This is a genomic window from Arthrobacter sp. P1_B11 (genome assembly GCF_056406715.1).
This window is the reverse complement of record NZ_JBFTZQ010000022.1, coordinates 1-24285: the sequence shown is the minus strand read 5'-3', so window position 1 is coordinate 24285 and position 24285 is coordinate 1. Positions and strand designations below refer to the sequence as shown.

Sequence of the window (24285 nt, the reverse complement as noted above, 5' to 3'; positions counted from 1 at the left end):
CGATCGAGCATTTCGCGTTGCTCGTAGCCGACGCAAGAATCGAAGCCTTCCAGACCCGAGAGCGGGCCGACCTTACCTGGGACGCCGCTGAGGAAAATCGGCCGGACGGGTATGCCTAGATACCCGTCCTGCGTTTAACAAAGTGCTGCTAGAGCCGGCCCCTGCGGCGCACGACGACCGCCGCATAGATAGCTGCGGGGATGATTGCCTACAGCCATATCTGCGGGACTAGCTCGAACGCTGGCACACCGGTGGTCGAGTCGGCGGACGGTAGCGCCGCCCAGAGGGCCGCGGAGAGTGGGGCGGTCGATGCCCAGCCGATGGCGGAGGCTAGCAGCCATCCCGCGCCGCGGGTTCCAGGCCGCACCAGGGACCATCCGGCCGACACCGTCACCGTCCCGATGCCGAAGGCGACGGACGCGGAGGCCAGCGCGAGAGCGTGAAAGATGAGGCCAGCGAACGCGAGCAGAATGGCCACGCCTAGTGAGACCCCTGTCGGTACCAGGGACGCCTTGGCTGCACTGGCAGCGGTGGCCACGGGGGTGGTCCCAGTCGGGGTCATGCTGCCTTCCTAACGCCGGACTCGGGCGTCACGCCCGGTCACACCTTTGAAGTGGAACATCCGCCGGATGGCTCGGAAAACGCACCGTGCTTTCATGAAGTTCCCCAATAGTCCTTCTCTCCTAGAGAGGGTACACACAGTGCCGGTGAGAGACGGCTGAAGGGGCGCAGCTACGCAAGAGAAAAGGCTGCCCCTCTTTCCAGCACTGCACTGTCCAGCACAACACTCCGAGGGGCAACCTCGACGTCCATCGTACAAGATCGGCGCGCGGCCGGGCTTCAGCAGAGATCGTCTCTCAGCGGCCCGCCTGTCCGATTGCTCCTAGACTGGCGGCATGGGAACCACCACCCGGGATTATGCCCGCCTCCGCGAAGCTGTGACGGCGTGCCTGAACTCCCATGACCTGCTCGGGGTTCTTGACCTGGGCGCGCCGGCCGACGAGTACGACCCGGAGATGGAAGACTTCGTGCAGCTACTGGCCGCCCGCGAACCCATCACCCCGGAAGTCGTGGCCGTCGGCTGGCACAAGTGGTTCGGTGACCCGTCCGAACAAGCCGAACCTCCCACGGCTGAGATGGAAGCCCTGGCCAGTGACCTCCAGGCCCTCTTGCCCTTCGCTGAACGTTAGCCGGCGACCAGCTGTGGCAGCCAAACACCTTCCAGGCGGCCCGGTTGAACACTTCGGGGACCTGGTCCGGCCAGGAAAGTACGGACACCGCCTGACCCGTGAGATGTACGCGCTGGTGAACAAGAAATCCTCGACCCGGATCCCCGAGCACGTGCTTACCGACGAACTGAGGGCTTTCCTGGCCCCGCATTACGAGGACGCTGAGATGACGATCCACACCGACGAGTTCTGTCGGCGCCACCGGGAAATGGCCCTGGAGAACTTCGACCTGAACATGGTCTTCTTCGCGCAGATCCCGCAGGAGTCTTTCGACGAAGCTCTGGACGAGATGCTCCGGAAGAACAAGCGACTGCGGCCGGTGACTGATCTGAAGTCCCTGGACGGAGAGTGGGGCGTCTACGTGCTGGTCCTGGACGAATACCGCCAGGCCTACATCGGCCAGTCCTCGTGGGACATGCGCAAACGCATCAAGGCGCACTGGAACGGCACCAAGCAGTTCGACCGGCTCCTGTGGGGCGGTGTTGAGGAATCGGTGATGTCGATCGATTCGTTCCGTGCCCTCGACACAACACGGATCTTCGCCTCCCGGACCATCAACTACGACACCTTGGAGGCCCGGCTCGTGAAGACGTTCCCGCCCGACTACCTGCTCAACCGGATCGACGGCGGAGCGGTGACGGGCATGCGCGGGCTGTTCATTTCGGCCGAGATGAAGCGGAGAGGCCTCGTGCCAGCAGAGACTCCGGCCGTACCCGACGGTCCCATGGCTCTGGAGCCCTCGGACCTGCAGTAATCCGGCGGCGCTCTCTTGGTAAAGTCAGGCCCGCGGCATCTCAGCTGCTTGGAACTTTTCAGGGGGCATTGGTGGGACTTGGCAGCTGGCTGCGACAGACCTTGGGCGGAAGCGTGTCGACTCCGCTGGAACCCGCGGCACCAGCGGAACAAGCTGCCGGCCAGCCGCCGTTTACAATCCGCATCTCCATGGGCTTCAACCCGTGTGTGGAACTGGCAGGCACCACCACCTTCACCAAGGAAGCGGTCGCTGCGCTGGCTGACCGCAAGGGCCTTGGTGAGCGCGGCTACTACGAGGGCCAGGCCCAGCTCCAGCGGGAACCGCACAACCAGGTGGACCCGCAGGCGGTGGCCGTACTGGTGGACGGCGAGAAGGTCGGCAACCTCCCCTCCTATGCGGCGAAGAACGTTGCCCTGCCGACAGGTATCAGCCATCCGGTGACATACCAACTGCACGTCCTGCGGGAGCAGAAGCTGCTGGCCAAGGCCTACGTCTGGCTGGGAGACGGCGAACCCGTGTGGGTGCACACCCGGGAGACCCCGCCGGCGCTCACGTCCAGGGAACGGATCAACAGCGCCCATGCTGACAGGACTGAGATGGTCCACGAAGCGTTGCAGGAAGGCGGCGAACGGGCGGCCCAGTTCAAGCGGGGCATGGTCGACGGCGTCCACTACCTTGAGCTCATTGAGCCGATCAAGCAACTCAAACGCGAGGGCCGGCTCGAAGAAGCCCTCGTCCTCTGCTACAAAGCCATCGAAGGTGCAGAAGGTAACGCTGGACGTGGGGCGCCCGCGCCGGCTTATACGGAGCAGGCGGCCATCATCCACCGCAAGCTTTCCCAGAAGGACGAGGAGATCGCGGTGCTGAAGAGGTGGCTGGCCCGATGCCCGAAGGCCCACCGTGCCGGCAGCCGCATCGGTGAGCGCCTCGCGAAGCTGGAGGCGTGATGCCGCGGGGGCCGATGGAGAGCAGCTGTTCGGTCCATCGCTACCGCAGGGCTGCGCGCAGTCTTTCTGAGAGCTCCCCGAGGGATTCCCGCCATTCCGGTTCATCAGCGTCGTCCCACAGTTCAGCAAGCTCGGATTCTTCCCCGGCCACCCGTTCAACCGCTTGCAGCGCGAGTTCCACGTCCTCAGGGCCAAGCTCCTGGCCGTGAGCGGTCACCCATGACGCCACGTTCTCTGGCAGATCACCGTGAGGGTTGCCCTGGGAAGCTGACGTGATTTCTGCTGCGGCAATGGCGACGCTGCCGTCGGGCGCCTCAAGGTAGTCGGCCCCCGCATTCGCCAGCGCCCCACGGACTGCTTCTGCGCCCCCGGCTTCGAGTTCTTCCAGCCAATCCAGTGCGTCGTCATTCTCGAAAGGCAAGAAGCCCCACGCGCCCATCTGTTCGCCCTTTCGGTTGCGTTCAAGTGATGCTTGAGCCTAGCCTGACGGCCTCCGGGCATCATCCGCTGTCGGAGGATCCAGCAGCGGCGTCGAGGATCTTGCGGAGTGATTCTGGCCGGCCAGCTACTTCAATAGCCCCCTTGTCGGTAGTGAGGCTGATTGCCTGGTAGCCCATGTGCGTGACGTATCTGGACTCCTTTCGTCTGAGCTTCCGGGGCTCGGAGAACCCTGCGCCCAGGAGCCTGAAGGCAGTGGGCCGACCTGATGGTTCGAGTGTGTCGTAGACGGCCGGTTGAAACTTCAATCCTGCAGCCTGGTCGAATGAGGCCACACCCATGTTCCAGATGCCGCTGAGGGAGCCGGGAAGTGAGTCCGGGTAGCGGACGTAGACGACCATGCCGCCCTGCGAGTCGAGCCTGGCCGCTGTCTTTCGTTGCCGGCGTGCGTCGAAATGCCACGAGGCTGCCATGAAGGCTGCCCACAACGCCGCATTGAAGAGTACCTGGTCCAGCGGATGCCCCAAGCTGACGAAGAGAACTATCCCGCCGACCCACAGAAAGGCGAGGAGAACCAGCGCCAGCACTCTACGGTGGGCGGCTATCCACTTCCTCATGCCAGTCATCCTAGACACCACAGTCGGGTCGGATGGGAGTACGGGTGCCGTGACGCTAAAGAAACGGGGGCAAAAGCGGCGGATCAAGATTGCCGAAGGATTCACACAGGCCCCGCCGTGTTCCATGGACAGCCCGTTGGCGGGCACATAGGTTCGGCAAGAGCAACTGGTCGAATGCAAATGGGGGAAGCATCGTGGGTCCTGGCCGTCTGGGTCGTGTTTTGGGTCTGTTCATCACTCTGGCTATCATGATGGGGCTGGTCGGCCTGCCGGGGGCTACGGCGGCCGGCACCCTGTCCGCCCCGGTACCGTCCGTTGCCGGAGCCGCCAGGGTTGGCGCACGGCTCACAGCCGTCCCAGGCACGTGGGGTCCGGCGCCGGTGGCCTTGCGGTACCAATGGCTCCGCTCGGGCCTCGCGATCCCGGGGGCAACAGGCGCCAGCTACATCGGAACCCCCGCGGACCGCGGCAAAGTGCTCTCTGTCCGCATTGCCGGGTCGAAGGCGGGATACACCAGCGTGGCCCGGACGAGCAGGGCCACCGCTGTGGTGGCGGCCGGGACACTTACTGCCCCCACTCCCACCGTGACTGGCCTGGTAAGAGTCGGGTCCAGGCTCACGGCTGCGTCCGGCACCTGGGGTCCCGCTCCCGTGACGCTGCGGTACCAGTGGCTGCGCGCCGGTGTTGCCATTCCGGGGGCAGCAAGCACCACCTATGTGCAGGCCCCCGGGGACAAGGGAAAGTCGCTCTCCGTCCGGGTCACCGGTTCGAAAACCGGATATGGCGCCGTGGCCCGAACCAGCAGGGCGACTGGGCTTGTCGCGGCCGGGACGCTCACGGGTCCTGCGCCCACTGTGAGCGGAACTGCCAGAGAGGGGTTCCGCCTGACAGCCAATCCGGGGGCCTGGGGTCCGGCGACGGTGACCCTGAACTACCAGTGGCTTCGGTCCGGGGCCCCGATCAGTGGCGGAACCGCCCAGGACTATCTGCTGGCCGCGGCCGACGCGGGCAAATCCATCAGCGTCAAGGTCACCGGGACCAAGGCCGGCTACACCACCCTCGCTAAGACCAGCACGGCCGTTGCCGTCTCAACCGACACGCTCGGGTCCGGGGCTGTCCTGCAGGCGAACAACTCGTTGCTCTCCACCGACGGCAGGTTCCGCCTCATCATGCAGGGCGACGGCAACCTCGTCGCCTACGGTCCCACGGGCGCTGTCTGGGACAGCCGCACCAGTGGAGCCGGGAACTGGGCCGTCATGCAGGGCGACGGCAACCTGGTCGTCTACACGGCAGCGGGCAAAGCCCTGTGGGGCTCCGGAACGGACGGGCTGGGCGTTTCATCCCTGGTCATGCAGAGCGACGGGAACCTGGTGATCTACAGCTCCGGATACCCGACGTGGGCCCGGTTCGGCGGCGCGCTGTACTTCAAGCTGGCGCCCAATACGACCCTGACGGCCAACCAGTGGCGCCTCTCGCTGGACCGGCGCTTCCGCCTCATTATGCAGGGCGATGGAAACCTCGTCCTGTATGGCCCCAACGGTGCCCTGTGGTCGACCGCAACCGCGGGCGCCGGCAACTGGGCCGCCATGCAAGGTGACGGCAACCTTGTCGTCTATACGGCAGCCAACAAGCCGGTCTGGGACAGCCGCACCGCCGGACTGCCGGGCGGAGAGCTGCACGTCCAAACCGACGGCAACCTCGTGATTTATCAGAACGGCAAGGCGGTCTGGACACGTTCAGACGGCGGCGGGTCCGGAACCGCTCCGGCGCCCTCCGGCGGGGCCGCGACAGCCATCGCCGTCGCCCGCGGCAAAATCGCCAGCGGCCACTACGTCTGGGGTGGTACCGGACCCACCGGCTTTGACTGCTCAGGCCTCGTCCAGTTCTCCTTCGCAGCCGGAGGCATCTCGGTGCCTCGCACAGCCACCCAGCAATACGCCGGCACGTCGAACAACAGGATCCCGCTGGCCCAGGCGCAGCCGGGCGACCTCGTATTCTTCGGCAGCCCCGGCAACTTCTGGCACGTCGGCATCTACACCGGCAACGGAAAGATGGTCAATGCGCTGAACCCCGCCGTAGGGATCCTGGAACTGTCAATCAACCAGCTGCTGGACACCGGCGGCCGGCCCGTCAGCCCGTACGCCTACGTCGCGAGGTACTGAGGCAATCCGGTCGTGCCCAGGCAGGGAACTCTCAGCCCTGCCGGTCCGAATGCTCCTAGAATCACGCCAAGGGAAACCACGAGCCCGGACTAACGGCCGTCTCCGCAGCGCCGTAACCGAACACCCCCACGACCTGCTCGACGTCCTCGACCTTGGGGCGCCGACCGATGAGTGCGACCCTCAGATGGAAGAGTTCGGCCGGCTCATTACCGAAGGCGAGAACCTCACTCCGGAGGTCGTAGCCAACGTCTGGCACAAATGGTTCGGTGACGATTCAGAAGAGCCCGGGCCTCCCCCGCGCGGAGATGGGCGCACAGGCGGCCGACCTTCAGTCCATTCAGCAGGACTTCGACTAGAAACCACGGGCACCGTCGTCCCGCTGACCTGCTCGTCCTCTAGCCGAGCCTGCATGTGAGGACCGGAGTTTATAGACCCCTGAGCGCCGGGATGCGCAGCTCCAGGAGGTCTTATGGCTATCGTTCTGGGTGGCCAGGTCCGGCGATGTTGGGGAATGCGACCGGACCCGGCCATCCCGCTGCCGAAGGAATGCGGCTCCTTCAGCTCCAGGACATGGCCAGTCTGTCGCGCACACATTGGGAAATTCCGGTGGGACCTTGGAAAAGGGGCACCGCACCGCATTCAGTTCTTATGCGGTGTCCCAATCCGATGCGCGCAGCCAGCTGGATAGTGCGAGTTCCACAGGGAACAGGCGTCCAGTACCCGTCCCGGCAATCCCCCAACGAATCCGATCGGACTCTGGCGGCTTGGCTGCAGCCGGGGCGGGAAGACCCCCGGGCCATGGCTCGGAGTACCGGGACGGTCTCGCAGCGATACCTGGCTGGGAGACCACGCCCCGTGCCGAGGCCGACGAGGCCAAATGGCAGCAGAGGCTTGCGGGGCTGACGGCATTCGATGCTGCGGGCGTCCGGGCAGCTGCCCGCTGACAAGGTCGACACTCTGGACAAATCTGTTCCTGGTTGGCGGGCAGGCAACCACTCCAATAGTCGCCGCCACGCAGGGGTCCATCCATCTGCCGCTTCCGAGGCCCTGTGTTTCCGAAAACACTTTGACGGAGGGTGTGTGGGCGACATCAAGTGAACTGGGTGAAGACTGGCTCTGGTTCTTCCCTCAATTGGCTCCTAATGCAGCGGGCTGGCAAAAATAGGGCATGATGCTGATAGTGCGTCTCATCGCACGATGCGAACATCACTTTCATGGGGGAATCATGTTCAACGGCCGTTCTCCTTCAGCGCGCGCGCAGAGCGGCCGGAGGCCAACCTTTTCGATAAGGATAATTACGGCAATTACTGTTGTGGCCGCGGCCAGCACCTTTGCTGCTCCAGCTGCCAGTGCAGCACCAATAGTGACTACTTCTGCCAGCAACATTGTCAATGACAGCAACCAGCAGGCCCTCATTGACACGTTCAACGGCATCAATGCCTTCCGCGCTACCAAGGGACTCTCACGGCTGACGTTCAGTGTCCCTATCTCGGCTGTATCGCAGAAATGGTCTGACACCATGGCGACGACCGGAGATTTCTCCCACAACCCGGATTTTCAGACAGGTACTCCCGAAGGTCGCCTGTTAGCGTCCGAGATCATCGCAGCCCGCTGGGACAGGTCCGGTCAAGGTCTCGTGGATCAGTGGATCGGGTCACCGCCTCACAACGCCATCATGTCAGACGCCAGAATGACCACGATGGGAATCGGTGTGACATTCACGGACGGCGTTGCAAGGTATGGCACCTACGGAACAGCTAACCTGTTCAGCTACAACGGGAACCCGGTTGGAACATACAATTCCCCGGCTGATTACTTTGCCGGTAAGCTACCGCTCCCCGGCTCACTGATTTCTGTTGTTCCCACGGCTCCTACATTCGATCTCTCCACGTACACCATCCCCGCCGTAACAGGTGTCCGTTACACGGTCAATGGAGTTGACCGTGAGGCTGGAACCTACAATGTGACAGAAACCTTCTACAACGTTCATGCCTATCCATTGCCCGGATATTACTTCCCGGAATCAACCGTGTCGGAACAATGGGGCATAAACTACCCTGCACCCTCCGTCTCGATTGCTACCGTCCCGGACCCGTTCTTCAACACTGTTGAGTCAACGTTCATGCTAGCCAACGTGCCCGGAGCTGAGTACCTCGTCAACGGCGTCGTCTGGCCTTCGGGTCTGTACTACTCGCAGAAACTCGTCAATATTCAGGTGAGAGCCACGGCGGGGTTCGTCCTCGATCCGACTCGCCCCACGTCTTGGAGCCATGACTTCACTCCGACCGTCACTCCACCAGCCCCCACCGTTGTCTCTACCGAAGCGCCTCTCTTCAACGCTACAGCGGGAACCTACACTATTCCCACGACCATCGGCGTTGACTACAAGATCAACGGTGTCATCGTACCGGCCGGTGTCTACAACGGGAGTGGAGTCATCACTGTCACTGCTTCCCCGAAGGCAGGGTACATCTTCGCCGCTGGCGCGAAGACCTCATGGTCGGGGAACATCACGAAACCACTCGTACCAGTCCTGGCTGCGCCTCCTACGGTGAATACCAAGACCGGGACATACACTATTCCAGTATCCACAGGAGTGATCTACAAGGTCGCCAACGTTCAGAAGAACGCGGGCACTTATGCCGCTACGGGTGTTGTCTCTATTACAGCGAACGCTCTTCCCGGCTACCTTCTCAACGGCACCACGACGTGGACGCTGAACATGATGAACACACCAGCCGTGAGGTCTGGCGACCTGCTTGCCGTGGATGCTGCCGGTGTGTTGTGGAACTACGGCAACAACTCATCGAAAACGCGGAAGAGTGTCTTTCCTTCGGGATATGCCACAGCCAAGAAGGTCTTCGCTGTTGACTGGAACTGGGATGGTGTTGCTGACATTCTGACTCAGTGGAAGTCCGGGAGTATGACGCTCAGCTACGGTTCCAACGCTGGCACTTTCGCAGCGGCAAAGGCTACTGGTAGCGGCTGGGGCTCCTTCGACCTCTCCATCGGGAAATACAAGAAGGCAGATAAATACCCGTCGATCATCGCTAAGGACACTGCCGGTAATCTGTGGCACTATTCCAACCTCTACGGTACGGGGATCAACGCCCGGACTCTAAAGGGTGCAGGATGGAAAGCACTACAGGTGAACCTCCTCGACTGGGATAAGGACGGCAACCTGGACATCATCGCCAAGAACAGTGCTGGAAGCTTGCTCCTATACCGTACTGACGGACTCGGTAACTTCAAGTCCGAGGCGCGCAAGGTCATTGGCACCGGTTGGGGTTCGTTTCAGATTCAAAGCACCAAGGACTATGCAGGTGCGGGGACCTACGGCTTCCTCGCGAAGGACGCTAACGGGTTCCTCTACTACTATGGAACCGGCACCAGCGCATGGTTCGCCCGAGTAGCTAAAGGCTCCGGCTGGACTCCGATGAACATCGCCGGATAACAGGCAACAGCAAAGAAAAAGGGAGACGCCCTGCGATTCTATTTCGCGGGGCGTCTCCCCTTCCGTTTTGTCCGTCTGTTGGGCTCTCCGGCGAACTGGTAGGCAATCCGCTCATCGCGCGTCTTTCGTCAACCCACACCGTCACCGGGATGGGGCTGCTCAGGTGGATGAACTCAGTCTGGTCGTTGTCGGACTGCCAGCACATGTCTCCTAAATCCTTGAGCCACATCATGATGGCCCGGAGAACAACCCGGCGGGTTGTGGTTGGTTTTTACTAGTCAACGCAGGGCTCGATGAGCAGAAGGGCAGGAGCCGGCTCGCTGTGACCAGCCGAGGCCCAGCCGCGCGAGTATGTCCCCCTAACCCCCCGCTCCGTACGCACTGCTACGCCGGGGTTGCCGGTGGCGTCAAGGCCATCAAGCACGTCATCGTGCTCATGCAGGAGAACAGGTCCTTCGACGACTACTTCGGATCGATTCGCGGCGTCCGCGGCTTCGGCGACAAATCGACGCCGCGAATGCCCGACGGCAAGTCCAAGTTGCGAGTAGTGGCCGCGGCGGGCCACATCGATCCCTCGCCCCTAGCCGATGGTGACGGCGACCGGTGCGTGGTCAGGGACGGTGGCGTCCCGGCGACTGGACGGTGTGTTCCCGATCGTGGTGATGTCCTGGACGTAGGCGTCGGCCGTGACGAGATTTTTGACCAGGCTGTGGCTGAGCAGGATGTGGTCGATGAGTTCCCGGTCGCCGCCGTGCAGGCGCGAGAACCGGCGCCCGTCGGGGATCCGCGGGGCGATGTTCCAGAGCCGGGCGGCGTCACCGGCGTCCGGCCGGTCAAACCCGGGCGTGCCCAGCTGGGATCCGTCCGGGCCGTAGAGGAGCTGCGTGGTGGCCGCCAGCTGCGTGTCGTTCATGTCGCCCAGGACCACAAGATTCTCCACGCCGCCTTCCAGTACCCCGTTGGCGTAAATGCGCAGGGTCGCCGCTTCCATCGTCCGCCGGTACAGGGCGTAGGCGCCGTACCGGGCCCGTTCGTCCTCGTTCCGCGGGCCGAATCGGCCGCCCGGGTAGGTGAGCAGCTTTGATTTCAGGTGCGCGGTGACCAGGTCCAGCTCGCTGCCGCCGACCGTGGTCCTGACGTGAAGGGCACCGCGTCCCATCGACCCGTCAGTGTCCGTGGGGGCATCCCCGACCTGCACCGGCAGCAGAGGGGCGGGCAGCGCCGTTACCTTCCCCACCGTGATAAGCGGAGTTTGGCTCAGGAACCCGACCCGGATACCCCTCCGGTCCGGATGGGAGGACAGGGCGGTGTGCCAGGTTCCCGGCAGCCTGCCCGCCAGATCCGCCATCGCGGTGGGGTCCCCGACCTCCTGGACCGCGGCCACGTCCGGGGCCAGGGCGACGACCCGGTCAGCCAGGTAGGTGAGCTTCTTCTCGTAGACGTCCTGGGTGCGGGGGCCGTACTCGCCGCCGGGGCGGAAGAAGTTCTCCAGGTTCCACGTCGTGATTACCGGCATCGCAGGGCTCCTTCAACGGGACGTCACTGACGAAACCACGCTACCGCCGGCCGGTGAACGGAGGGTGTCCGTACGGCGTCCGAGCATCCGAGTCGATCGTCAAGGCTTTTCCTCGCTGCGGCCCTGGTGCGGCGACACGCCCCGGGCCTTCAACAGCTCCGTCAGATGCTCCACCTGAGCTGATAGTCTGCCAAGCTCCTCATGGACCGGTGCCTCGGCGGCGTCCAGCTCCGCCTGGGTTTCCTCGGCGACGGACTGCACCATCCACGAGGCAACGGAGGCAGTGACTACGCCCAGGACAGCGACGCCGCCAACCATCAGCCCGGCGGCCACGCAGCGTCCGAGAAAGGTCACCGGGTAGTGGTCCCCGTACCCGACCGTGGTGATCGTTGTCATCGCCCACCAGATAGCGTCACCGAAAGTGGTCAGGTTCGAGCCCGGCGCGTTTTCCTCGGCGTCCAGCACTCCCAGGGCGCCGGCGTAGATCAGGAGCGTGGCCGCGCCAAGGACATAGGTCAGGACTCGGCCGCGCAGGGCATTACCTCCGACCCGGTGCATGACCCGAAGGAGGGTGACCAGCCGCAGCAGCCGCAAGGGCCGGAGCGCCGGCAACGCCACGATGGCCAGTTCGTGCAGGTTACGGATGAACCAGCGCCCGCGCTCCCGCGCAAGAACAAGATTCATCACGTAGTCCGCAACGAACGCCGCCCAGGTGCCCCAGATCAGGACTTCAACGACCAGCAGGTCCGTGTTGGCGATGACCTGGACTGAGTAGGCTGCCAAAAATACGAGTGCCGCCGCGGTCAGAGGCCATTCGGAATGCCTCCGCCATGCTTCCTGAGTCATTGCTGAATTCTAGGACAGGCTCAGTCGGGTTCAGCGGTGCGAGTACTTCATCGGGACGCCCACGAAGAAGGGTCTGGGCCATGTCTCCTCCACGAAGGTCGACAGGACGCGGCTGGTTTCGATCGCGGCTTCCAAGATGCTGTGAGCGGTAATCATTTCTGCTCCGGGCCGACCGCCTCCTCCGCGCCGCACGTCTTCGAAGGTGCCGGGTCTTAGCATTGGGCGTATGAAAGTCGGTAAGGTCCAGGGACGCTCGGGATGGAAACTGCAATGACCGGTGACAGGGATAGGGATGCTCTAAGGCGCCCGCGTCAGGCCCGCCCCCGTGACGCTCTTGGGCGGCCCCTGCCGTATGGAAGCGCCGGCGTTGAGCCGGTCTCGGAGGAGCCGCTGCCGCCGGCGCAGACGTTGGTCTCGGCCCGGAGTCTGGTGGAGGCCGGCCGGCCCTTCGCCGCCCATGAGGTACTCGAGGCCCGTTGGAAAGCCGGGCCGGCCGAAGAACGCAACCTCTGGCAGGGTCTCGCCCAGATCTGCGTCGGGCTCACCCATGCCGCCCGGGGGAACAGCGTTGGCGCGCTCCGTCTCTTCGAGCGCGGTGCGGCCCGACTCGAGGAGTACGGTTCCGGCGAAGGGCCGACCTATGGGCTGGACTTGTCCGCCCTGGTGAATTGCACACGTGATCGGATGCGCACTGGCCATTGAGCCGGCGGCCAGCGTCCCCGCGCAGGCGGCGGAGTCACTCCCGGGGACTGCTGATTGACCTGGTTGGCCTTCTTACGGGAGGAAAATCGTCAAGCCACCAATGAGTGTCACTGTTAGTCCAAAATAGCGGTTAGATCGCTGCTTTACTGACGGTTTGGCCGTGCCGTTTGAGGAACGCTATCCGGGCGGAGAGCTATTCACCGACTTGGCCGTCTATTGATTCGCGGAGAAGGTCGGCGTGGCCGTTGTGGCGTGCGTACTCCTCGATCATGTGGGTGATTACCCAGCGGAGACTGGGTGATCTGCCGTCGGGCCAGGTCCTGCGCGTCTTGCAGCCGAGACCGCCGGCCTCGAAGGCCTTTTCCGCGGCGGTCCGAGCGTGGGCGACGGACTCCTGCCACAGGGTGCGCGCTTCGGCTGGGGCGTCTGCCCGGGCAGACTCCCACTCCCAATCCGGTTCTGCTGCCCAGTCCACCGAGGCCCAGGGCTCTCGGGGGGCTCGTCATGGAGCCATCGCCCGACCCAGTCGTCCTCCACGTAGGGGCCAAGTGCTTCATCAGCCCGGCGAGAGTCATGCTGCTCGGAGGTAGGCGTTGCGAGAGTTGAGCGGCAGTGAGGTTGGCGCTCTTCCATGCGAAGGTCGCTCGCTGGTAGTCGAGGAACCCGGTCAAGATTTCCCATTCGTTGCCGTCCAGGGGTGGCTCTGTGCGGCCGTGCTCATCGAGGTCTAGCGTCATAGGGAAAGCCTTAGAGCAGAGGACAGACATGGACTTCGAAGCCGGGGAAGGATTCGACCTGACCGCCGTGCGCGTGGTGCCAGCGACTGCTGAGCAGTGGCCACGACTGGGGCACGTCTTCGGAGCCCGAGAGAAGGACCCAAACTCATGCTGGTGCCAACGATTTCTTCGGCACGAGGAGGCAGACAATCGGAGCGCGCTAGGACGTGAAGTGCAGGAAGCCGAGGTCCCGATCGGGTTGGTGGCCTACCTCGACGACGACGTCGTCGGCTGGACGCGGGTGGTACCGCGTTCGACGTTGCCGGGAGTCACCGAGAACCGCGCACTCGCCAGGATCCTTGACGACGATCCCGACGCGTGGTGGGTGTCCTGCTTCGTGGTGCGCCGCGAATACCGAGGGAAGGGCATCGGAACTGTGCTGCTCGACGCCGCGGTGGACTGGGCAGCGCAGCATGGTGCCTCCATACTCGAAGGTCACCCCATTGACACCAGCGGTCTCGCCGGCGCCCCGTCGCCATCTGCCCTCTTCACTGGAACACTCGCCATGTTCCAGCGAGCCGGGTTCGGCGAGATCGGGCGCACCTACCCAACCCGACCAGTGATGAGACAGAAGCTCCTGCACCGTTAGCCGGACGCTCAGCGGGCACGGAATGGCGTGAAACCAATCGCATGGACGCCTGAGCTGAGATGCCCGGAAGCGGGTGGTCTGCCGGGACGGCATAGGCTGACCACTTCGGCCGGTTCCTCGTACGCACCACGCGATTTCGCGGCGTGGGGGTGCCATAACCCGCAGGCTGTCCTTGACCGGCGATTTCATCGTCCACACTGGTGACGTGCGTACTTTTGGTGTCGAGGAAGAATTCCTGATCGTGGATCCCCGTAACGGCAGTCCCCTGCCCTTGGCCGGAGAGATGCTGCGGCTCCATGACCCCGGTCGCCAGGCGCTGAACCATCCCTTTCCCCTTCCCGAGTTGGCTGTCGAGCTACAGCAGGAACAACTCGAAGTCATCACACGCCCCGACAGCAGCCTGAGCGGACTCGCCGCCGAGATACGGGCTGGCCGGACCTATGCAGACTCCCTCGCCCGGAAGGCGGGCGCGAGGATCGCAGCCCTGGCCACCTCTCCGATACCGGTCAAGCCCCGCGCCACCCGCGGCGACCGCTACGACGCACTGATGGAGAAATTTGCCCTGACGGCGCGGGAGCAGCTGACGGGCGGCTACCACGTCCACGTTTCCGTCGCCTCGGACGAGGAAGGCGTCGGGGTCCTGGACCGGATCAGGTCCTGGTTGCCGTCCCTCCTAGCCCTGAGCTCGAACTCGCCGTTCTGGAACGGCGCTGACACCGGTTATGCCAGTTTCCGCACCCAGGCCTGGAACCGGTGGTCGAGCGCAGGGCCTACTGACGTCTTCGGCTCGGCCGAGGCGTACCACGCACTCGTGGCGGGGCTGTCGGGCACCGGGGTCGTCACCAGCCCCGACTTCGACGCGCGTCTGTCCGCCCGACATCCGACCGTCGAGATCCGCGTTTCAGATGTCTGCCTGGACGCACGGGACGCAGCCCTGATTGCGGCCTTGGTGCGGGCCCTGGTGGAGACCGCCGCCAGGGAATGGGAGGCAGGACAGGCGCCGGACTTGGTTCCAGCCGCAATCCTGCGCCAGGGTGCCTGGCGAGCCAGCCGGTTCGGCCTGCACGGGGACCTGCTCCATCCGGTGAGGCACACGCCGGATACGGCCAGGAACGTCATCGCCGCTTTTCACGCGCACGTCCGGGACGCTCTCGACCAGACCGCCGACGCAGCCTACGTCGAGGAGTCTCTGCAAAGAATCCTCAGCCAGGGCACGGGGGCCACCCGGCAGCGCCAAGCCTACCGGCGTAACGGCAGTATGGCCGACGTCATCACGCATGCCATCGACATTACCCACCGGGCACCCGCCGATCACCCCCTTGAGGAACGACTCCCGAACCGGCACGCAGCCACCGCCATCGCAACCGTGGGCTGAGCCGCCGGGGACCTTCGGGGCCAGCAACCGACGTTTCAACTGCGGCGCGGCAAACTCAACCCCAGAAGACGGAAGCGCTGGATGCAGCCGCGCCGGGTTGGCTGCATGGCGGAAAAGGTCCGGGGGTTCAGTGCCTGTCCACGGGGACACTCAGGGGTATCAGCAGCTCCGCCAGCATCGCTGAGCGCTCCGGGGATCAGGAACAGGCCCGCCAAATGGGCGTAGAGCCCATCAGGCATTTCCACGGACAACCCACCAACGACCACCGCCGGCAGGGCCGTCAGAGCCGAAACCCAGATCGGTCGTCCCCCCAGCCGCGCCCACACAGCCGACCACGCGAACGCGATGGACCCGAGAAGTATCAGCCGGTGCCCTTCCGCGTCCGTGGGTGAGCGGACGATGAAGTTGAACGACTCCGACAGCCCGCATGCCGTCACCGCGGCTGCGAGCAGGACCAGCATCGACCACGCCCCGTCGGCCCAGCGGATGTATCCCGTCATGGACTGACGGTACCTGTTGCCGCGGTCAATCGCGCGGGCCCGGTTCAGTCGTCTGCGCCACGCAGGCAGAGAGTTTCCCGGTCAGCCAGCCGAGCTGCTGCCCGATGCCAAGCCCCTTCATGGGCACTTCGTAGGGCCAAGGGCAGTCCCAGAGGATCGTCCGGTACTGTTCCCCCGCCAGGGCGATGAGCCTGACGCTCTCTAGGCCGGCCAGCTGGGCCGCCATCTGATCCTGGACCCTGGCGGCCCAGTCGTGGATCGGAGGCGTCGTCCTGTGGGTCGTGCCGAGCCGCATGTCGTACGGCTCGATGACCTCGTCGGGGTGGACGAGCCCGTGCTTGGCGGACAGGACGTACCAGCGGTCACAGGTCAGCTCGGCGTAGGCGGAGGCCTTCTTGAACAGCTGGGAGACGTAGAGTTCACGGGCCGGGAGTTCACGGGCCGGCGCCAGGCGCTGCAGCTTCTGCGAGGCGCAGCCGACCAGTCCCACCGTGTACACGTTCTCACTCATGCACCGGAACATGCGTAGACGCAGGGGCCGGGTGTCCCGGCGCTTGCCCATCCCTGAGAGGTGGCATCTGCGCAGGTGAGTAGCCAGGCACGCACAAAGTCAGGTATCGGCCACTGATGCCGTGCCCGGGCGGCCGGCGTTGAATTGAAGGTGAAGCAGCCCTCTGTGCCGCGCCCTAGGAACTCAGCGGCTGCTTCGCCAGTTCCCGGGCGCGTTGCGTTCGGGGTTTTGACCGGGGCCGGCGACGAACTGAAGCCCTCTGAGACCGGGACTTTGGTACCCCAGTCGTCGTCGGCCCCACGGGCGAAACCCGGTCCGCCGACAGCCCTCTGGGCCGCGCCTCGCGGCATTGGTGGGCCAGAGGATCTACTTCTTGCAGAAACCGTTGCGCTTGACGGCCGTGATGATCTTTTTAGCCTGGGCGTCGGTGACCGGCTTCCTTGCGGCCCCCGCGAACCCGGACTGGGCGGCGGTGATCTGGAGCGGCTCCTTGGATTCGCTGAGGATGCTGTGGCATACCTTCATGGCCGCATTCGCTGCCCTTGCGCCCGTGTAGTCGGGGTCGATTTTGGCCAGGTCGGCGAAGAGAGCCTTCCACTGGGCCGCGTCAGGCACGGGACCTCCCGGGCCGCGGCCGCCGGGGCCGTGGTGGGCGACGCTGCGAACGGCATGCCGGCGCATCCGGTCAGCATCAGCACCGTCAGCGCGAGGGGTATGAGCTTTTTCAAAGTGTCTCCCGCATGGTCATTCATGAAGTGTTCGTCTACCCACCTACATGCGTAGAAATCCCGTTGACGGCGACCTGGCAGCAGCACGCTGAACAGCCCTTCCATGTCCAGCTGGCATGCGCTTGAGGTCAGGCCGGACCAAGAAATGGTGCTGAGGAAAGCTGTGGGCCGGTGAATTGAAAACCCGTCGCCGCGAGGGCAGGAGCGCTGACCGGTCCCTTGACGAGCCCTATGCCGCCCAGGGCGACTACAACGAAGACTGGCAACCATAAACGGTGGGTTTCCCCCACCAGATTGGGCGCAGCGCGGGCGCCACTGGAGGACAACTTCTACCCTGGGCCATCGCCCGTAATCCCAGCTCCGATACTCCGGCGGGATCGCCCGCTATGTACGCCGTCTGGCCAGGGCTGCCGGCGGGCTGTCCTCCAGCCATCTGTTGCAGCAGTTCCTCAAGCGCGGCGGCGGCCCTAGCCCGTTCTTCGACTGAAAGTTCCATTCGTCAAATTCTTCTCTCTCCACCGCGTGGGTGGGGGAAGGGCGGCGCCCGCCGACGAAACCTGCTTAACGGATTAGACGGGCTTTAGCTCAGAGGGAGCTGACGTACCGCGTCCATATTAAAAACTTCATCAGTCAAGTACGCCTGAGTAATAACGTCCAAAGTCAGGAAAACGGCAGCATTTTCCTTGGCCGTTCGCTCAGTCGAGAACGCGCTTTCATCAAGGTCGTCTGGCAAAGACATATCGTCCACGTTCGGGTCGGTGGCAGCTAGGTGCCGCTGTAAAGTGTGCGTCCCCCCAGTAACTCCCGAACTTAGGCGCGCTTCCAGAAAAATTCCCTTGCTCGTGCGCAACATCTCAAGTGACCGTGCGTCCCAGCTAACTACTCCACGTCCATACTTTTCGAGCAGTTCCGGGAGCATGTCGTACCGGAACCCCTTCAACTGCGGATGATTCAGCCGAAACGGGCGCGCCTCAACCTGGAGGACGTGGATCGCCAACTCAGGCGCGACGGCGAAGAACTCGTTGTTCAGAAACCTGTATGCCTGGAGTTGCTCGTGAACGAGGGCCTCTACCAATTCCATGTTCTTTACGTACTCGGTCCAGACCGGGGCCAGGGGTGTAGCACGTCCGGTGGCCAACTCTTTCACTCGCTTGGGAACGTCACGTTTTGTCATGCCGACCTTCACCTGCAGAGGGTGGGCACTGTCGTAGAGTACGTAGACCCATCCCTTCTTCGCATCGGCGTCTGTTTTGCCTTCTATTTTGATCATGCCTACAAGTATCCCAAGCAGCGTGCCCGGCGGTAGACAAGACCGCCGCTGGCTCCTGCTCTGCCGTGGCGGCTTGCACCTCCGCTGCGGCGGCGTCGGTCTCCAGTTTTCCCGTCTGAGACGGCGGAGCGACAGGGTCAACGTTACGAAGACACCTCTGATCGTTTCTCGACTAAAGCAACGCTAAACTATTGCTGCTCTTCAGGTTCCTTATGCTGAACACGTCGTCGTGGCTGAGTAGGGTTGCTAGCTTCTTCAGCCGCTCTCTGCCGGCGGTATTCCTGCGCCTCCCGGACAAGCGCCTCGTCCTTGGCGTCACCATCGCGTGAGTAGACCTTCAACCCTCCGGGCGTGCCCTCGGTCCACTTCTTCTGGTTGTCCCGAATGTCACGAAGAGCTCGTGCTGCATGGTGGACTCCAAAGACCTGTGTATAGATGCGGGCCTTGTAGGGCCGGAGATCAATTACGACGTCACTACTTAGGGCCTCTCCATCGATTCCTTCGTAGGTGACAACTCCCTTATAGGTCAAGGGCATGTCATCTCGTGTTGCCCGCTCATTCATGACATCGAACACCGTGCGCCATTCCTGACCCGGCGCCAAGAAAGAAATCACCTCGGGAAGCCCTACGGGCTGTTCGCCACCAGTAGTTTCGGTTCGGTTCAAGACGGGGTCGAACGCCAGGTGCACATCACGCCCTGCGGTCTGGCCGAAGTTCTTGACTACAAGGTCAAGGATTTCAGCGCCGACGCCGTTCTCTTCCAGGTAAGCCACCACGTATGGCTGGGACTTCTCAAGTTCCAGCTTTTTTGTCTGCTTCCTTGCCTTCGACGCTTCGACAAGTTGGCCCCTTGCAAAGACAGCGGCAACGACCGCGATAAGCAGCGTCAGAGCCGTCGAAACTGCTGAGATCCAGTCAGCAACGTTGGGATCGTTGTCTTGTACAGCTCGAATTAGCTCCTTGGCGAGATTTGCCCACTCATCGTCTGTCACAGCTCATCCGCCCGGAATACCTCTCGTCCGGACACGTGCCGCCAAATTACATGGTCAAGCTTTCTCACTTGAGTTGGATATAGCTCAGCCACCTCGCGGATCAGTTTCGTTGCCCGCTTGGGAGTGATCTGCTGGCCATCTAGACCAGCCTGCTCCTTGATGAATCGGATAACCATGCGGTCGGGCTTCACGGACTGAAATCCGGCCAAGATGAGCAGGTAGTTGAATGTCACGCCAGAAGACTGGCTGGGAAGACCTAGCCAAACCTTCTTGATCCTCTTGAGCTCGTCGTCCTTTGCGAACTCCGCGTGCATGTCCGCCGTCGTCAAGATCGGCCCGCCCTTGAGCGCTTTCAAGGCCAGCGCTGCCCGATGGATGACTTCGGCCTTTAGGAGTGCACCAGGCTTTGTGTGGGCCGGTTTGTGGTTGTCTACGGCCACGGCCCACCCCGCGCTACCGCCAACGTGCTCAAAGGACGCCAGGAGTTCCTCTACACCGTCTCGGTGAGGGTCTGCGCCTTTTGCCTGCCTGAGCGCACAGTACTCACGGACTACGTTGATGACGCTTGTGTAGTGCGATCCAGTGGAGAAAATGGAGTCAATGATGCAGAGAGCCAGGCTTGCCGGGTACCCGTTAGCCGTAATCCACGATGCTTCATCGCCGAAGATCGCTCGGCATGATTCAACGAGCTTGGTTGCATCCTGGGTCTGCTCAGTCGTCATTTCTGGACTGTAGCAAGGTTTCTTCGTCACCTTCATCACGACTCGGGTATGTGTACCAGCGCAACTCGTCCACGGTGCTTGTATTGATAGCAAAGCCGGTCTCGGGGTCGAAGGAACAAATCGGCTCACTCCCCCGTCGTTCGATCGATGAGGCTCCACCGTCATTACTGCCGGGCTGTCAAGCGGATACCGGACTGCCAATCAAGGGAGCCGGTGATGTCCAAGTGAATATCTTTGCCGCCAAGCCCGTCCTCCAGGAACTGCGCGAGGCTCGCGGCGCTGACTCTATGCTCGCTTTCCGCGATCGCATCACGAAGACAGCCCACGGTGTGTCCGTGGCACTAACCATAAACACCGGCGCGCAGGCGCCTCTGCCTCATGTAAGCCGATCAATGTCGGTCCGGAAGCCTCTAGGCGGCCCTCACAGGCCGAGGCGCGCATGGTGAACGGAATGAAAGGGGTGGCAAGGTGGATCCTGTTCCGGCAGCGGCCACTCGGCCCCGCTGCTTAGAACACGCTCCCCGGTCCCTGCTTTTCCTCTGAACCGACCACTGAGGCAGAGCTCACGAAATCCAGTCGGAGCTGTGGAACGCCCGGCGGAAGGTAGAACCGGATGGCTGAAGCAATGGGCTCAGCAGGCTCCGGCACGGGCCGCGGAAAGACGACTGCTGCGTCCAATAGGGGCAGCTTTACCTCCTACAGCCACGCTGAGCAGACCGTCCGGCTGTAACTGCCGGACAGTCCGGCTGTAACTGCCGGATTGTCCGGCAGTTATCAAAGACCCCGTGTCTCCCGGAACAATCCGATAGCCAGGAGCACGATGGCAGGCACTGCCAGCAGCATAATAAGGACCGGGAAGAACATCGGCATGAATACAGCGTTTCCGATGGCCGCTGCCAGGGCGAGCGATGCGAAGGCCAGAAGAGTAACTGGCGCGCCCCTGCGACGTTCGCGGTGGGCCCAAAGGAGCCTGATCCCAAAGACAAGAGTGCCGGCCGACGCGATGATCACAGGTAACGCCAGCACCAGGTCCAGGAAGTGGCGGGGCGGAAAGTGTATCCGGAAGAAAGTCAGGAACTGCATGAGCTGCACAACTCCCAACACAATGCTGATGATGCCTGCTGAGACGCGATAGCCCGACTTGGGCATGTGGGGTTCGGTTGGCGCGACAATCTGGTAGACCCATTGTCCGGCAGGTACGTTCCCATCAGGCGAGTACTGCTCAGGCAATTGTTTCGCGAGTCGCTGATCGCCGATGTTCTGAGGTCTGTCTTCCATAATGTCCCGATGCTTGAAGGTTCAGATGTCCGGCCTTAAGCGCCGAAAGCAGCCTTGTACCGCGTATTGACGCTCGGACTCAGCTGTCCACTGACCCGCAGCAGCGTCGCGCCCTTCAGGTGGTGCCACTCGCTACCGAACATCGATCCTGCTGCCTTCAGGACGCGCAGGATGTACTCGGAGCGTGCCTTCGCGTCTTCAGCGTTGGCAAAGACCTCAACCACGGCGCCCCCATCGGCGCCGGTCTCCCCCGGCGTTCCGCCCTTGTCAGTGATCCAGGCGGCGGACGTGTACTGGTTGGGCCGTCCCAAGAGTTTGTTGGTGTCCAGGGCTGCCGTGACCGTGGTGATCTTGGTGATGCTGGCGACCTTCGGCCTAAGTGCCGTGGCGACCGAGGTGGCGTCAGCGGCGACTGTGGGAGTCGGCGTCGGACTGGGAGCTTCCGTGGTAGCAGTTGGCGCCGAGGTCTGCGAAGCAGAAGCCGGGGCTGAGGACTGGGTGGACGGGGCCGAGCAGCCGGCAAGGAGGAATGCCGCCACCCCAAGTGCGGCCATGTGTTTACGCATAAATCAGATGATAGGGCCCGGATGGGAGCCCGCCGCTCTGTGACGCACAGAGCGTACCCGGCGTCGAAGGGCGGCCGGGGCGCCTACGAGTCTGCCGCCTTCAGAAAACGCCGGTCCGCCGGGACGGTGAGCGTCCGGTCGCGGTCCTTCTCGGAAGTGAAGCTCAGGGTGAGCTTGCCGTCCGCGGCGGGCTCGATTGCGGCGACGGTATAGACGACGCGGACCGGGGAATGGCCTTACCAGCGGACGTCGACGGCTTCGAGTACATCACCGACGGCCAGCTCATCAGCGCTGGCAGTTCCTGCCTCGGGAAGGTTCGCGGCGCGGCCCACCAGATAGCCTTCGACAACCTGGGCCACCAGGGCCAGCTTCTCCTTCTCGTGCCGTTCCACGCCAGCGAACGCGAACACGCGGTCCAGATTCGGCACGACCGATGCTCACTCCGCCCAGGAGTTGAGACGCTCCGGGATCTACATGCCGAACGCGCGGTACATGTCACCGGTGATGCGCGAAGGCCGGGGTACATGCACGACACGTCCACAGCCGGAGCGAACGCTGCTCACAGCGCAGAGGCCGCTCCTGCTCCGAAGACCAGTCACCGCGCGGCCTCATATGACCGCGGAGTGCAGATCGCGGCAGCCCGCCTGCGCCTCGTCACGGACAGCCAGCTCGGACTTGAGACCCCTGACTGGGTCAAGGAACTGGCCGCCGGAAAACCCCGCAGCCGCGCTTCCTAACCGGACAGCCCGAGCGACTCCGCCGAATCGAAGTACGGCGCCGCTACCGGAGTCCATTCACGACGCTCGACGTCGAGACTTTCGAAGGACTGCTTCTTATTGTGGAAGTAGCTCACCGTCCGCTCGGTGAGCACACGGGGGACGAAAGTACCCTGTTTACCCGGGCGACGCCTACCTGGCCTCGAGTGGGGTATTCCGGATTCCGGGGACACGACGTAACCCCCTTCGCACAATCGGTCGTGTCCCTTATGGTCAAATGAAAATGTCATTGCCGACTCCGGACGGTGACGAATCGGGGGAAGCATGAAATTCAATCAGACGATGGACTTGCCGCTGCCTGGCGAGCGGCCGCACAAACGTCGCCGGGGCGTTCTGGTTGTCGCTCTGGCCGTGATCCTCGCCGCATTCGTCGGCGGCGCGTGGTGGTTCGGCGTGGGCTTGCCTGCCCGCCAGGCCGCCGAAGCAAGCGCAGCCGAGCAGGCAAAGACGCAAGCAGCGGCCAAGAAGAAAGCAGATGACTCGGCAGCTTTCTGGGCCAAGATCGAGAAGGACAACAAGGCTAGAGCTGAGAAGGCGGCTGCTGACGCTGCCGCCTTTAACGCGAGCCAGGACCGTGCTGCAGAGCAGGCTGATTCTATCAAGAACCAGATGGAGGCTCAGGGCTGGAAGCAATTCTCCGGGGACTTCTACTACCAGGTGGCCGACAAGTCCGAATACTCCTGCGGCTATTCACAGTGTCTCGTCTATCACGTTACGACCATGGCTCCCGCAGGGTGTTCAGGCGGCCTCTACGTGGAGGCGACAGTCGATGCCGGTGGCGCCTCTGTCGGCCGCGCCAACAGCATCACAGCTTCGTTGCCGCAGGGCAAAGACGCCATTGTGAAGCTGACGGATACATCAGGCGTTGGCGAGTCGATGGGCCTCACCGACCTGCACTGCCTGGGCGGATAGGCCTCCGCGGGCGGCTACCGTTCCGCATCCAGACCGCGACCCTTGTCGATGGACGTCGGGTCCGCCGCACACGCGCATGAGCGCCCACAGCATTCCTGTCCTTTCCGGCTTCCGGCAGTCCGTCGTGACATTGGACGGGTCGGATCCGGTCCGGGCCTGGCTGGCCGCATCCGGCAGGCCCGGCGCGGGAGCCGCGGTCGTGCCCCATGCCGATCTGCTCAACATGATCGGGCAGCAGCCGTTGCTGCGCCTGACGTTCCTGTCCAACGGCGCGGTGCTCACCCACGTCACCAGGGGATGGATGGAACCGCTCCCGCTGGTCTTCCTCGAAGGCGTCGGCCTCAATGCTCCGACCTCCGCGGGGCAGTCCTGCCGCTCTCCGAAACCGCAATCATGCCCGTCGCGGCTTAACCCGTTTGTCCGCTCCTGACGCAATCTATTGCCCACCGTCGGGGCAGACACATAGGCTCAACTTTGTGAGTGGCTGGGACGGTCATCCGAAAAGCGGAACCGGCCAGCGACCCGTGAAGGAAACAAGCATGGCAACAGGTACGGTCAAGTGGTTCAACGCCGAAAAGGGCTTCGGAGGTACGGTCAAGTGGTTCAACGCCGAAAAGGGCTTCGG

28 protein-coding genes and 2 pseudogenes are annotated in these 24285 nt (G+C 63.2%); 12 read left to right on the top strand and 18 right to left on the bottom strand.

Going from position 1 to position 24285, the window contains the following annotated elements:
* Positions 1-208 precede the first annotated feature (208 nt).
* Positions 209-562: a hypothetical protein gene (locus AC1D14_RS16465; protein ID WP_476968799.1), complete on the bottom strand. Its 354-nt coding sequence runs from the start codon at positions 560-562 to the stop codon at positions 209-211.
* 334 nt (positions 563-896) lie between these two features.
* Between AC1D14_RS16465 and AC1D14_RS16460 the strand changes: the two genes are divergently transcribed.
* From AC1D14_RS16460 to AC1D14_RS16450, 3 genes are all read left to right on the top strand, one after another.
* Positions 897-1190, top strand: coding sequence for a hypothetical protein (locus AC1D14_RS16460; protein WP_476968798.1), 294 nt, complete (start codon positions 897-899; stop codon positions 1188-1190).
* Between the two features lie 13 nt (positions 1191-1203).
* Positions 1204-1983: a GIY-YIG nuclease family protein gene (locus AC1D14_RS16455; RefSeq protein WP_476968797.1), complete on the top strand. Its 780-nt coding sequence runs from the start codon at positions 1204-1206 to the stop codon at positions 1981-1983.
* A 71-nt stretch (positions 1984-2054) separates the two neighbouring features.
* Complete coding sequence (locus AC1D14_RS16450; RefSeq protein WP_476968796.1) at positions 2055-2930, top strand: hypothetical protein; 876 nt, start codon at positions 2055-2057, stop codon at positions 2928-2930.
* Positions 2931-2970: 40 nt separating this feature from the next.
* On the opposite strand, the gene AC1D14_RS16445 is transcribed toward AC1D14_RS16450, so the two are convergent.
* Both AC1D14_RS16445 and AC1D14_RS16440 read right to left on the bottom strand, forming a co-directional pair.
* Positions 2971-3369 carry a DUF4259 domain-containing protein gene (locus AC1D14_RS16445; protein WP_476968795.1) on the bottom strand — a complete coding sequence of 133 codons (399 nt, stop codon included), beginning with the start codon at positions 3367-3369 and terminating at the stop codon, positions 2971-2973.
* Positions 3370-3430: 61 nt separating this feature from the next.
* Entirely contained in the window at positions 3431-3985 is a 555-nt protein-coding gene (locus AC1D14_RS16440; RefSeq protein WP_476968794.1) for a hypothetical protein, read from the bottom strand.
* 221 nt (positions 3986-4206) lie between these two features.
* Here AC1D14_RS16440 and AC1D14_RS16435 point away from each other — a divergent pair, with 221 nt between their 5' ends.
* Positions 4207-6147 (top strand): NlpC/P60 family protein, encoded by a 1941-nt coding sequence (locus AC1D14_RS16435; protein ID WP_476968793.1) that lies wholly within the window; start codon positions 4207-4209, stop codon positions 6145-6147.
* 61 nt (positions 6148-6208) lie between these two features.
* Here AC1D14_RS16435 and AC1D14_RS16430 read toward each other — a convergent pair whose 3' ends face one another.
* Positions 6209-6403, bottom strand: coding sequence for a hypothetical protein (locus AC1D14_RS16430; protein WP_476968792.1), 195 nt, complete (start codon positions 6401-6403; stop codon positions 6209-6211).
* A 912-nt stretch (positions 6404-7315) separates the two neighbouring features.
* Between AC1D14_RS16430 and AC1D14_RS16425 the strand changes: the two genes are divergently transcribed.
* Entirely contained in the window at positions 7316-9601 is a 2286-nt protein-coding gene (locus AC1D14_RS16425; RefSeq protein WP_476968791.1) for a CAP domain-containing protein, read from the top strand.
* 322 nt (positions 9602-9923) lie between these two features.
* Positions 9924-10130, top strand: a pseudogene (locus AC1D14_RS16420) (alkaline phosphatase family protein); the annotation flags it as partial.
* Positions 10131-10181: 51 nt separating this feature from the next.
* On the opposite strand, the gene AC1D14_RS16415 reads toward AC1D14_RS16420, so the two are convergent.
* From AC1D14_RS16415 to AC1D14_RS16405, 3 genes are all read right to left on the bottom strand, one after another.
* On the bottom strand, positions 10182-11117 hold the full coding sequence (locus AC1D14_RS16415; RefSeq protein ID WP_476968790.1) for an endonuclease/exonuclease/phosphatase family protein: 936 nt from the start codon (positions 11115-11117) through the stop codon (positions 10182-10184).
* A gap of 99 nt (positions 11118-11216) precedes the next feature.
* Entirely contained in the window at positions 11217-11963 is a 747-nt protein-coding gene (locus tag AC1D14_RS16410) for a potassium channel family protein (RefSeq protein ID WP_476968789.1), read from the bottom strand.
* A gap of 30 nt (positions 11964-11993) precedes the next feature.
* Positions 11994-12119 (bottom strand): hypothetical protein, encoded by a 126-nt coding sequence (locus AC1D14_RS16405; RefSeq protein ID WP_476968788.1) that lies wholly within the window; start codon positions 12117-12119, stop codon positions 11994-11996.
* A gap of 102 nt (positions 12120-12221) precedes the next feature.
* On the opposite strand from AC1D14_RS16405, the gene AC1D14_RS16400 reads away from it, so the two are divergent.
* The gene (locus AC1D14_RS16400) at positions 12222-12665 is read left to right on the top strand and encodes a DUF309 domain-containing protein (protein ID WP_476968787.1); all 444 of its coding nucleotides are present in this window, start codon (positions 12222-12224) and stop codon (positions 12663-12665) included.
* Between the two features lie 193 nt (positions 12666-12858).
* On the opposite strand, the gene AC1D14_RS16395 is transcribed toward AC1D14_RS16400, so the two are convergent.
* Together AC1D14_RS16395 and AC1D14_RS16390 are read right to left on the bottom strand one after the other, a co-directional pair.
* Complete coding sequence (locus AC1D14_RS16395; RefSeq protein ID WP_476968786.1) at positions 12859-13140, bottom strand: mycothiol transferase; 282 nt, start codon at positions 13138-13140, stop codon at positions 12859-12861.
* A gap of 127 nt (positions 13141-13267) precedes the next feature.
* Positions 13268-13402, bottom strand: a pseudogene (locus AC1D14_RS16390) (DinB family protein); the annotation flags it as partial.
* A 211-nt stretch (positions 13403-13613) separates the two neighbouring features.
* Here AC1D14_RS16390 and AC1D14_RS16385 point away from each other — a divergent pair.
* Both AC1D14_RS16385 and AC1D14_RS16380 read left to right on the top strand, forming a co-directional pair.
* On the top strand, positions 13614-14030 hold the full coding sequence (locus AC1D14_RS16385; protein ID WP_307104717.1) for a GNAT family N-acetyltransferase: 417 nt from the start codon (positions 13614-13616) through the stop codon (positions 14028-14030).
* A gap of 172 nt (positions 14031-14202) precedes the next feature.
* Positions 14203-15405, top strand: coding sequence for a carboxylate-amine ligase (locus AC1D14_RS16380; protein ID WP_476968785.1), 1203 nt, complete (start codon positions 14203-14205; stop codon positions 15403-15405).
* A gap of 35 nt (positions 15406-15440) precedes the next feature.
* Here the strand turns inward: AC1D14_RS16380 and AC1D14_RS16375 are convergent, their stop codons facing one another.
* The 9 genes from AC1D14_RS16375 to AC1D14_RS16335 form a co-directional block, all read right to left on the bottom strand.
* Positions 15441-15905 (bottom strand): hypothetical protein, encoded by a 465-nt coding sequence (locus AC1D14_RS16375; protein WP_476968784.1) that lies wholly within the window; start codon positions 15903-15905, stop codon positions 15441-15443.
* Positions 15906-15930: 25 nt separating this feature from the next.
* A complete protein-coding gene (locus AC1D14_RS16370) occupies positions 15931-16416 on the bottom strand; it encodes a DUF6884 domain-containing protein (RefSeq protein WP_476968783.1) in 486 nt (161 codons plus the stop codon).
* 366 nt (positions 16417-16782) lie between these two features.
* Positions 16783-17097: a hypothetical protein gene (locus AC1D14_RS16365; RefSeq protein ID WP_476968782.1), complete on the bottom strand. Its 315-nt coding sequence runs from the start codon at positions 17095-17097 to the stop codon at positions 16783-16785.
* Between the two features lie 627 nt (positions 17098-17724).
* Positions 17725-18414, bottom strand: coding sequence for a GIY-YIG nuclease family protein (locus tag AC1D14_RS16360; protein ID WP_476968781.1), 690 nt, complete (start codon positions 18412-18414; stop codon positions 17725-17727).
* Between the two features lie 188 nt (positions 18415-18602).
* The gene (locus tag AC1D14_RS16355) at positions 18603-19406 is read right to left on the bottom strand and encodes a hypothetical protein (RefSeq protein ID WP_476968780.1); all 804 of its coding nucleotides are present in this window, start codon (positions 19404-19406) and stop codon (positions 18603-18605) included.
* Positions 19403-20128: a hypothetical protein gene (locus tag AC1D14_RS16350; RefSeq protein WP_476968779.1), complete on the bottom strand. Its 726-nt coding sequence runs from the start codon at positions 20126-20128 to the stop codon at positions 19403-19405. Before AC1D14_RS16350 ends, AC1D14_RS16355 begins: the two co-directional genes overlap by 4 nt.
* 774 nt (positions 20129-20902) lie before the next feature.
* Positions 20903-21406: a hypothetical protein gene (locus AC1D14_RS16345; protein WP_476968778.1), complete on the bottom strand. Its 504-nt coding sequence runs from the start codon at positions 21404-21406 to the stop codon at positions 20903-20905.
* Between the two features lie 35 nt (positions 21407-21441).
* Entirely contained in the window at positions 21442-21960 is a 519-nt protein-coding gene (locus tag AC1D14_RS16340) for a hypothetical protein (protein ID WP_476968777.1), read from the bottom strand.
* 248 nt (positions 21961-22208) lie between these two features.
* Positions 22209-22400 carry a hypothetical protein gene (locus AC1D14_RS16335; RefSeq protein ID WP_476968776.1) on the bottom strand — a complete coding sequence of 64 codons (192 nt, stop codon included), beginning with the start codon at positions 22398-22400 and terminating at the stop codon, positions 22209-22211.
* Between the two features lie 96 nt (positions 22401-22496).
* On the opposite strand from AC1D14_RS16335, the gene AC1D14_RS16330 reads away from it, so the two are divergent.
* The 3 genes from AC1D14_RS16330 to AC1D14_RS16320 all read left to right on the top strand — a co-directional run bounded on the left by AC1D14_RS16330 (position 22497) and on the right by AC1D14_RS16320 (position 24090).
* A complete protein-coding gene (locus AC1D14_RS16330; protein WP_476968775.1) occupies positions 22497-22709 on the top strand; it encodes a hypothetical protein in 213 nt (70 codons plus the stop codon).
* A gap of 303 nt (positions 22710-23012) precedes the next feature.
* Positions 23013-23660 (top strand): hypothetical protein, encoded by a 648-nt coding sequence (locus AC1D14_RS16325; protein ID WP_476968774.1) that lies wholly within the window; start codon positions 23013-23015, stop codon positions 23658-23660.
* Between the two features lie 76 nt (positions 23661-23736).
* Positions 23737-24090 carry a hypothetical protein gene (locus AC1D14_RS16320; RefSeq protein ID WP_476968773.1) on the top strand — a complete coding sequence of 118 codons (354 nt, stop codon included), beginning with the start codon at positions 23737-23739 and terminating at the stop codon, positions 24088-24090.
* Positions 24091-24285: the final 195 nt, after the last annotated feature.

Excerpts from the sequence above, each read along its gene's own strand:
- AC1D14_RS16350 (WP_476968779.1), bottom strand. The coding sequence starts at position 20,128 with ATGACGACTGAGCAGACCCAGGATGCAACCAAGCTCGTTGAATCATGC.
- AC1D14_RS16340 (WP_476968777.1), bottom strand. The coding sequence starts at position 21,960 with ATGGCCGCACTTGGGGTGGCGGCATTCCTCCTTGCCGGCTGCTCGGCC.
- AC1D14_RS16415 (WP_476968790.1), bottom strand. The coding sequence starts at position 11,117 with ATGCCGGTAATCACGACGTGGAACCTGGAGAACTTCTTCCGCCCCGGC.
- AC1D14_RS16410 (WP_476968789.1), bottom strand. The coding sequence starts at position 11,963 with ATGACTCAGGAAGCATGGCGGAGGCATTCCGAATGGCCTCTGACCGCG.
- AC1D14_RS16375 (WP_476968784.1), bottom strand. The coding sequence starts at position 15,905 with ATGACGGGATACATCCGCTGGGCCGACGGGGCGTGGTCGATGCTGGTC.
- AC1D14_RS16400 (WP_476968787.1), top strand. The coding sequence starts at position 12,222 with ATGGAAACTGCAATGACCGGTGACAGGGATAGGGATGCTCTAAGGCGC.
- AC1D14_RS16370 (WP_476968783.1), bottom strand. The coding sequence starts at position 16,416 with ATGAGTGAGAACGTGTACACGGTGGGACTGGTCGGCTGCGCCTCGCAG.
- AC1D14_RS16320 (WP_476968773.1), top strand. The coding sequence starts at position 23,737 with ATGAGCGCCCACAGCATTCCTGTCCTTTCCGGCTTCCGGCAGTCCGTC.
- AC1D14_RS16440 (WP_476968794.1), bottom strand. The coding sequence starts at position 3,985 with ATGAGGAAGTGGATAGCCGCCCACCGTAGAGTGCTGGCGCTGGTTCTC.
- AC1D14_RS16330 (WP_476968775.1), top strand. The coding sequence starts at position 22,497 with ATGCACGACACGTCCACAGCCGGAGCGAACGCTGCTCACAGCGCAGAG.
- AC1D14_RS16365 (WP_476968782.1), bottom strand. The coding sequence starts at position 17,097 with ATGCGCCGGCATGCCGTTCGCAGCGTCGCCCACCACGGCCCCGGCGGC.
- AC1D14_RS16425 (WP_476968791.1), top strand. The coding sequence starts at position 7,316 with ATGATGCTGATAGTGCGTCTCATCGCACGATGCGAACATCACTTTCAT.
- AC1D14_RS16345 (WP_476968778.1), bottom strand. The coding sequence starts at position 21,406 with ATGGAAGACAGACCTCAGAACATCGGCGATCAGCGACTCGCGAAACAA.
- AC1D14_RS16465 (WP_476968799.1), bottom strand. The coding sequence starts at position 562 with ATGACCCCGACTGGGACCACCCCCGTGGCCACCGCTGCCAGTGCAGCC.
- AC1D14_RS16445 (WP_476968795.1), bottom strand. The coding sequence starts at position 3,369 with ATGGGCGCGTGGGGCTTCTTGCCTTTCGAGAATGACGACGCACTGGAT.
- AC1D14_RS16460 (WP_476968798.1), top strand. The coding sequence starts at position 897 with ATGGGAACCACCACCCGGGATTATGCCCGCCTCCGCGAAGCTGTGACG.
- AC1D14_RS16360 (WP_476968781.1), bottom strand. The coding sequence starts at position 18,414 with ATGATCAAAATAGAAGGCAAAACAGACGCCGATGCGAAGAAGGGATGG.
- AC1D14_RS16325 (WP_476968774.1), top strand. The coding sequence starts at position 23,013 with ATGAAATTCAATCAGACGATGGACTTGCCGCTGCCTGGCGAGCGGCCG.
- AC1D14_RS16405 (WP_476968788.1), bottom strand. The coding sequence starts at position 12,119 with ATGATTACCGCTCACAGCATCTTGGAAGCCGCGATCGAAACCAGCCGC.